This is a genomic window from Crocinitomix algicola (assembly GCF_001661595.2).
In the GTDB taxonomy this organism is placed as follows: domain Bacteria; phylum Bacteroidota; class Bacteroidia; order Flavobacteriales_D; family Crocinitomicaceae; genus Crocinitomix; species Crocinitomix algicola.
On sequence record NZ_LYPF02000021.1, the window covers coordinates 102,514 to 109,767 of the forward strand.

8 protein-coding genes are annotated in these 7,254 nt (G+C 33.8%); 2 read left to right on the forward strand and 6 right to left on the reverse strand.

All coding sequences use genetic code 11. From position 1 onward, the window contains the following. Positions 1–2: 2 nt before the first annotated feature. From A8143_RS13860 to A8143_RS13885, 6 genes are all read right to left on the reverse strand, one after another. Positions 3–422 carry a DUF3010 family protein gene (locus A8143_RS13860; RefSeq protein ID WP_070138424.1) on the reverse strand — a complete coding sequence of 140 codons (420 nt, stop codon included), beginning with the start codon at positions 420–422 and terminating at the stop codon, positions 3–5. 4 nt (positions 423–426) lie between these two features. Then, positions 427–1,647 carry a restriction endonuclease subunit S gene (locus A8143_RS13865; RefSeq protein WP_070138425.1) on the reverse strand — a complete coding sequence of 407 codons (1,221 nt, stop codon included), beginning with the start codon at positions 1,645–1,647 and terminating at the stop codon, positions 427–429. An 88-nt stretch (positions 1,648–1,735) separates the two neighbouring features. Continuing rightward, positions 1,736–2,086 (reverse strand): hypothetical protein, encoded by a 351-nt coding sequence (locus A8143_RS13870; protein WP_139134364.1) that lies wholly within the window; start codon positions 2,084–2,086, stop codon positions 1,736–1,738. A gap of 172 nt (positions 2,087–2,258) precedes the next feature. Next, positions 2,259–3,776 carry a type I restriction-modification system subunit M gene (locus A8143_RS13875; protein WP_070138427.1) on the reverse strand — a complete coding sequence of 506 codons (1,518 nt, stop codon included), beginning with the start codon at positions 3,774–3,776 and terminating at the stop codon, positions 2,259–2,261. A 21-nt stretch (positions 3,777–3,797) separates the two neighbouring features. Further along, complete coding sequence (locus A8143_RS13880) at positions 3,798–4,292, reverse strand: hypothetical protein (protein WP_070138428.1); 495 nt, start codon at positions 4,290–4,292, stop codon at positions 3,798–3,800. A 2-nt stretch (positions 4,293–4,294) separates the two neighbouring features. Beyond that, entirely contained in the window at positions 4,295–4,849 is a 555-nt protein-coding gene (locus tag A8143_RS13885) for a restriction endonuclease subunit S (protein WP_070138429.1), read from the reverse strand. A 324-nt stretch (positions 4,850–5,173) separates the two neighbouring features. Here A8143_RS13885 and A8143_RS13890 point away from each other — a divergent pair, with 324 nt between their 5' ends. Together A8143_RS13890 and A8143_RS13895 are read left to right on the forward strand one after the other, a co-directional pair. Continuing rightward, positions 5,174–6,283 (forward strand): DUF4268 domain-containing protein, encoded by a 1,110-nt coding sequence (locus tag A8143_RS13890; RefSeq protein ID WP_070138430.1) that lies wholly within the window; start codon positions 5,174–5,176, stop codon positions 6,281–6,283. Positions 6,284–6,366: 83 nt separating this feature from the next. After that, on the forward strand, positions 6,367–6,789 hold the full coding sequence (locus A8143_RS13895) for a hypothetical protein (RefSeq protein ID WP_070138431.1): 423 nt from the start codon (positions 6,367–6,369) through the stop codon (positions 6,787–6,789). Positions 6,790–7,254: the final 465 nt, after the last annotated feature.

Here is a 7,254-nt window from a genome sequence, read left to right on the forward strand (position 1 = left end):
AATTAGTTATTTGATAAATAGTAATAAGCATACTTTAGAGCGTCATTTTGATATGTGTACTTGGCATTAAGAGAAATTCTATTCTTTTTGAAATATGCAGAAATTGTTTGCGGAAAAACCATTAAAATTGGACAATGCTCATATAATTGAATTATGCCTTCAATTTTAAATGATATTGGAGAAGGAGCCCTGTCTCCCTTGCCTTTAGGGTTTCTATATTTTATAACAATAGCATCTGGACTAAAATTATCAAAGCATGCCAGAAGGGTATCTTTGAACATTCTTAAATTTTGAGCTTCGGTATCGTTTTCCAACTCAATCGGTTTGTATGTCCCAGTAATATCTGTAATTACACCTCCTACCTTTTCCAAGGCTACAATAATCACTTTTCTACCTTTAATTTCTATTCCTAATGTTTTCATATCTTTATACTTTAACTCTAATCTTCCCTGTTAATAATTGCTGCATCAATCCTTTCTTTTGTAGTTTGATAGCTTCTAATTCGTCTTTTAGTGATTGGATTTCAAGATCACAAGCTATCAATGTATTTGCTATTTTTTCTTGTTCCTTTATTGGAGGAAGCGATATTTCAATAGTTTTTAATTCCTCAAGTTTTATACCTTTAACTGTACTGCCAGTGCCTAGATTTGAAATGCTTTCACTATAAAAATTGAACCATTGATAGAGAAACTCATTTTTTGCCTTATCATTTAAGAATAGTGCTTTGAGATCTTGGTTTATTGCAACATCAACATTAAAGATTGCTATTTTTCCAATTGCCATTCTGGTAGGAATGATTAAGGTTCCTTTTTGTACGAGATTACTCGCACTCGATTTTAGTCCTTGTTCGGTGATTGTTTCTTGTGTTTGATTTGGATTAAAATTGGTAAAATCTTTTACTGTGCACCAAAATATATCACCATTCCAAAATAATGGATTTTGTCTTGAAGGGGTTCCTCCACCTATGATTTTATTAAAAATGTCGTTCAATTCAAGTTCCTCCCACTCCCCCTCAAACCCGGGAAACCGCAACTCCCCCGTAAGGAGTTTTTGCATTAAGCCTTTCTTTTGCTGCTCTTTTGCTGCAATGAGTTGGGTTTGGGTTTCAATCAATTCATCCCATTTTGAAAGGATTGCTGCAATTTTTTTTTGTTCGGGGAGGGGAGGGAGGACAACTTCCAGTTCTTCTATATTTTTCCCATACAAATGTACAACTGAGTGCCCCTGGGCGAATTGAAACTTTTGTTGATTGACATAATCGGAATTCAACAAATACCCTAAAAACTGACCGCATTCATTATATTCAGGTCTAAAAATAACAATATCTCCACCGGCATAAGCTTCATTATTTGAAACATATGCTATTGCTCTTCCAATGTCTTCAGGTGTCTCTCCGCTTCCTGCAAAAAGTACATCTCCCATTTTTATTTGCATGCTCTTTAAGGCAGAATCCTTTGAAATAAATGAAACGGTATCGGAAAACCAGTCTTGATATTCCGTATAAATCTCACCATATCTTACGCACGGTAATCCTTCGGACTGTATTTCAGATTTTGAGATCCCTTTTCCTTTAAATATATCGCCAATATTTTTGAGCTTTACTGGTTTCCAGTCATCAGGAAATGATATTTTGTTGATCAGTTTCATCTTAGTTCAATCCTAACTCTTTTAAATACTTCTGGATATCAGCTTTCACCGCTTCGGTTTTGTTTTTCTTTGTTTTTATTCGTTTCATCTAATCAAATTTTTCTAGGTAAAGTGGTTTGTTTTCCAGGTCTAATACTACCGAACTAAAATGGCAAGTAAACCATTCTGTAAAAAGTGGCCAGGTTAATTTTTGGGGCCATGTACTGTCATCTGTACAAATGCCAAATAGTTCGTTTTCAAAAATAAATTCCCAGTAATTTTTTAGGGCTTTTTTAGCTTCATCAAAAAGCAATTCGTCATTCAACAAATAGGCATTGTGTTCATTAAAGGAGTCTGTTTTAATAGGGTCATCTGGAAACACAGCATTTGCCCAATTGTAATAGGCTTGTTTGGGTATAACCATTACAACACTTCTGTTTATGGTAGCGGGATGGCTCATTTTTTAGTTTTTTTGATGTTTAATACTTTATTTTATTGAATGGACTTACCTATTTCTTGCAGGCCTTCATTGAAAGTGTTTGACTCACTTTGTACTTGGCGCGCACCTTCCGTTTGAACTAACCGAAAATTTCGGAAAGCAGGGGTTACGTAAAAAAGCACTTCTATCTGATTCATAAACCCAATTCTTTTAAATACTTCTGGATATCAGCTTTCACGGCAGTGAGGTTTGATTCCAATGTCTCTATCTCAGTTTTAACCTGGTCTAAATCCACTTCTTCTTCAGCTTCAAAGGTGTCTACATATCGGGGGATGTTGAGGTTAAAGTCATTTTCTTTAATCTCTTCAAAAGTGGCGCGGTGGGCATATTTCTCAATATCCTCAAAACCTTCGTAAGCATCCAGTACTTGTTGGATGTGTGACTCACGGAGTTTATTTTGTTTTTTACCACTTTCAAATTCTTTGCTGGCATCAATAAACAATACGTCATTGTGCTTTTTGCCTTTATTGAACAATAGAATGGCTGCTGGGATACCCGTTCCAAAAAATAAGTTTGCCGGTAAACCTATTACCGCCTCAAGCAGGTTCTCCTTGATTAAAGCCTCACGAATAGATTTCTCAGAACTTCCCCTAAACAAGACACCATGCGGAACAACCACGCCTACTTTTCCTGATCCTTCTACGGCAGAATCAATCATATGCAATATAAAAGCGTAATCCCCTTTAGATTTTGGAGGTACGCCTCTTGAAAATCGTTTGTATCTGTCATCACCGGCTTTGTCAGCTCCCCATTTATCAAGGGAAAATGGCGGATTTGCCACTACTACATCAAACTTCATTAAGTGATCGCCTTCAATTAGCTTGGGGTCATTGATTGTATCACCACGAACAATTTGAGCGGCATCCATTTCATGCAAAAACATGTTCATTTTCGCTAAGCCCCAAGTACCCCCTTTACTTTCCTGACCATACAATGAGCAGTTTCTAATATGCGTACCTTCTTTAAAAGGCACCTGTTCGGCTACTGTGAGCAATAAGGAGCCTGAACCACAGGTTGGATCATAAATACGTGCACCTGCCTCTGGTTTCATCAATCGCGCTAATAAAACCGATACTTCATGAGGGGTGAAAAATTCTCCACCTTTTTTGCCAGAGTCTGATGCAAATCTTTCGATCAAATACATATAGGCATTACCTATAATGTCTTCACTGCCAATAACAGATGGGCGGAAATCTAATTTTGGCTTATCAAAATCTTCAATAAGATCTTTTAGGGTTTGGTTTCTCTTTTTAGCTTCTCCCAATTTTGCGCTGGAGTTAAAGTCTAGGTCTCCAAAAACACCCTCTAATTTTTTCTTGTTGTCATCTTCAATTTTCTCAAATACCTTGTTCAGGAATTCGCCCAATTGAGGATTGTTTTTGTTTTCGACAACATGTTCGAACGTGCAATCTTCTTGCAATACAAACGGCTCACGACTCATTTTACGTTTGATCAATTCTTCATCATCACCATATTGTTTTTGAAATTCCTGGTATTTATCTCTGTATTTATCGCTGAGGTACTTGAAGAATAGAAATGCCAGAATGTAATCTTTGTAATTCTGAGAATCTAAAGATGTTCTGAAAGTATCACAAGCAGACCATAGGGCTGCGTTGATTTCTTCTGAGGAGGGTTTTATATAGTTTTGCATAAATTTATTGGTAAAATTTGGTTAAAATGAACCTGAATGTTCAAGTGGTTTGCTTTTTACTGGGTGAGGTAGTTTTAATGACTTCCACTCAGTTGTCTCCAAGTCCGAGGGAAGTTGGTTTTTTGCTATATAGTTAGTGTCTTCGATTATAACATATCCCTCTTTAATATTTAGGTAAAAGTATACTCGGTCTATATTTTTTGTTTGCGTTGTATGAATGTTTCTAATTAGGGAGTTAGAAACAAAATAGTTTTCAATATCTCCATTTTCCAGTTCACATTTTATCTGAAATACATCTGGTACTATTATTTGATGTTTACTGTCAGCATAATCAATCCCCTCAATAACCAATTCCGATTTTTCAATTTGGTTTTTTGATTTTACATTATCAATTCCATATTTCCATGTGTCATGATACTTCATGTTACCTGGACCAGGTTTACCCCAATTATATTGATCGGCATATTCTTGATCATAATCATTGTTTACCACTTTATAACTTACATGTAGTTTCATAATTATTGAATTAAGTCTAGTATTTTTTGATTGATGTAATTTTCTTTTTTTTCCAGATAAGCGTTGGTCAGTTGTTTCTCTTTAATCATAGCCTGATGCAGGGTTGAAATCTGTTCTTGGGTTTTTAAATCAGGTAGTAAGATAGGCATATTTTCAAGAACCGATTTTCGAATGTTTCCCACTGCGGCACCCATTCTATGTTGTTCTAAATAATGTTGCCCAGGTTTAGAATTAATATACCAGGCTAAATATTTTGCCGAAACTTTGCTATGATCAGGTCGCACAACAAAGAATAATGAAATGGCGATTGCTGAAAAATCAGCATCAAATACCATAGCGTAATTATTATTGCCTTTTGCCACAAAAAGTAAATCCCCGTGCTTTAAGAAATGACCAGTATCATCTTCCTTGCAGCGTATTAACATGGGGGAATCGATAAATCCTTCTTTCGACACATCTTTAATTTGAATCAATCTGCATGTTCCATCATTGTCGAAGACAGGCTTTCGCCGATAAGATTTTCCTGATTTAATTGAACAAACAGATTTTAATTTCATGTGTAGTATTTCTTTACTGTTTTCAAATTTAAGAATAAAATTCAAATACTTTCAAAAAAACTCAAAAAAAATGTATAGTTTTATTTTACTGTACTGTTTAAATATATTTGAAGTAGTATTTTGAATTTTCTAAATCACCGAATTCCCATATTAGAGGGCTTATTAAATTGAAAAAACACTAACCTTAGTGATCGACCAAGATTAAGATTCACACACTGTGTTTTATTCAACCTAAAATAATTAACCCTTAATGGAAATAAAAGATTTCATTTATATCACAACTGAATTTAATTATTAACTTCTAAGGCAATCAAAACTTAATTCATGTATAAAATCAATAAAGAGAAAAACAAGTTAACTCCTTTAAAAGCAAGAAAATTTGGAGATTTGAATTTTCGCGAAAGAGAGCATTTACAAGAATGGATAGCAGATCGTCCTGAAGTATTAGAAGAACTTTTGATAATTCAAAAAGAGTTTGACGGATTTGACCAAACGAACGAAAGACTGGATTTATTGGCACTTGATAAAGAAGGTGATTTAGTTATTATTGAAAATAAACTTGATGATAGCGGTAAAGATGTCGTTTGGCAAGCACTTAAATATACTTCTTATTGTTCTACTCTGAGGACTGAAGACATTTTACGTATTTATCAAAAATATTTGGATGCCAATGAACCGGGCACGAATGCAAAAGAAAAAATTCTTGAATTTTTAAATCGTGAAGATGATATAAGTTTACAGTTGAATACCGGAGATCAAAAAATATTTTTAGTCGCGAATGATTTTAGACCAGAGGTAACTTCAACTGTTCTTTGGTTAATTGATCACAAAGTTCGAATTCGTTGTTTTACAGCAATTCCATATAGTCATGAAGAAGACCTTTTTCTACAAGTTAATCAAATTATTCCACCGCCGGGTACTGAAGAGTTTATGATACATCTTAAAGAAAAAAAAGATGAGGAAAAGGGAATAAGTGAAAAGGCTGCTGCAACAAATGCTCTTCTTGTTGAATTCTGGGCAAGTTTGAAAAAGAATTTAAATGAACACAATATAACGTTAATTGATAGGGTTACTCCAAAATCAGAATGGAACATTGGGTCTTATTCTGGACAAGGTCGATATAATTATTGTATTGGGAGAGGTTCAATAAGAGTTGAATTGTATTTTGGAAATGATAAAGATAAAAGCATATTTGATGCTATTTCTCAATATAGAGAAGAAGTCGACAGTAGATTACCCAACAAGCTATTATGGGATAGAAAAGAAGGTAAGAAAGCTTCACGAGTTGCATTAGAGATAGCTCCAGAAGAATATATTAAGTTTGATGGTGATTTTTATGAGAAAACCAATTGGAACGATTACATTGACTGGTTCAGAATTCATATGGAAAAATTTTATCATGTCATTAACCCATATTGGGAAAAGATTAAATGATTAAATATTTCTATAAACTTAGTTGCACGAAAACTAATTTCATTAATTCTCACTGATATATTGAAGTTTAACAAACGCGATTGATGATTTTACTCGAAATACCTTTACCTGTTATCGGAATGTTAATTCTTATTGGAGGACCAATTCTAATTTTCGTATTTGTAATCCCATTTTATAAGGGATATAAACAAGGTATGGATGAAATGGAGAAAAATAAACATCTCGGAATAAAAGTACTTCGCAAAGGTAAAAAACTTGGATTCAAAAATTTTCTTTTAGTCTGCGTTATGGTGATCTGCCTCTTAATTATTTTTACCAAAAACCTAAATGATATTAATCCGAATCAACATATTGTGAATAAAAGTGATGGAACATCCTTTACAAGAACAAATCCAAACAGTACGAAGAATGATAATATCGGTAAAAATACGTTTGATATTTTTATTGGTTCCACCTTGTTAATTATCGGAGGGATTGTAGTCTTTTCATTTATGAATAAAAAATAGCTTTTTTTAAAGCTAATTATGTGGATAAAAATAGACTTATCGGAAACATTCTAATTTTTGTTTTTTTAATTGGACTTCCAAATTTGTCGAAGATCTATCTCAAATTAATTAGTGAGCCCTAAGTTTAGTATGATTTTGGTTGAATATCTTCTGCATGTAGGTCTATATTCACTTTATGAGGGGTTAAGAAAGTAGAATTAGTTTTAATTCTTTAAGTTTTATGTTAAACATCCAAACCACAATTCGTCCAAGAAAAAAAAGAACCCAAAATCCCCCCGCCAAGGATGGCAATGGCAGCGCCCGTGAATGAAAAATAGGTGCAAATGCATTTGATCCGTAGTTTTATGCGCTATTAACATGTTTATTTACATCTTCAATGATTTTGAAAATTTTATCGGCTTGCTCATTAGTAAAAACACCAATTAGTGCAAAAAATTAATATTGCGTTTCAAATAGATGATTAAG

Excerpts from the sequence above, each read along its gene's own strand:
- A8143_RS13860 (WP_070138424.1), bottom strand. The coding sequence starts at position 422 with ATGAAAACATTAGGAATAGAAATTAAAGGTAGAAAAGTGATTATTGTA.
- A8143_RS13865 (WP_070138425.1), bottom strand. The coding sequence starts at position 1,647 with ATGAAACTGATCAACAAAATATCATTTCCTGATGACTGGAAACCAGTA.
- A8143_RS13870 (WP_139134364.1), bottom strand. The coding sequence starts at position 2,086 with ATGAGCCATCCCGCTACCATAAACAGAAGTGTTGTAATGGTTATACCC.
- A8143_RS13875 (WP_070138427.1), bottom strand. The coding sequence starts at position 3,776 with ATGCAAAACTATATAAAACCCTCCTCAGAAGAAATCAACGCAGCCCTA.
- A8143_RS13880 (WP_070138428.1), bottom strand. The coding sequence starts at position 4,292 with ATGAAACTACATGTAAGTTATAAAGTGGTAAACAATGATTATGATCAA.
- A8143_RS13885 (WP_070138429.1), bottom strand. The coding sequence starts at position 4,849 with ATGAAATTAAAATCTGTTTGTTCAATTAAATCAGGAAAATCTTATCGG.
- A8143_RS13890 (WP_070138430.1), top strand. The coding sequence starts at position 5,174 with ATGTATAAAATCAATAAAGAGAAAAACAAGTTAACTCCTTTAAAAGCA.
- A8143_RS13895 (WP_070138431.1), top strand. The coding sequence starts at position 6,367 with ATGATTTTACTCGAAATACCTTTACCTGTTATCGGAATGTTAATTCTT.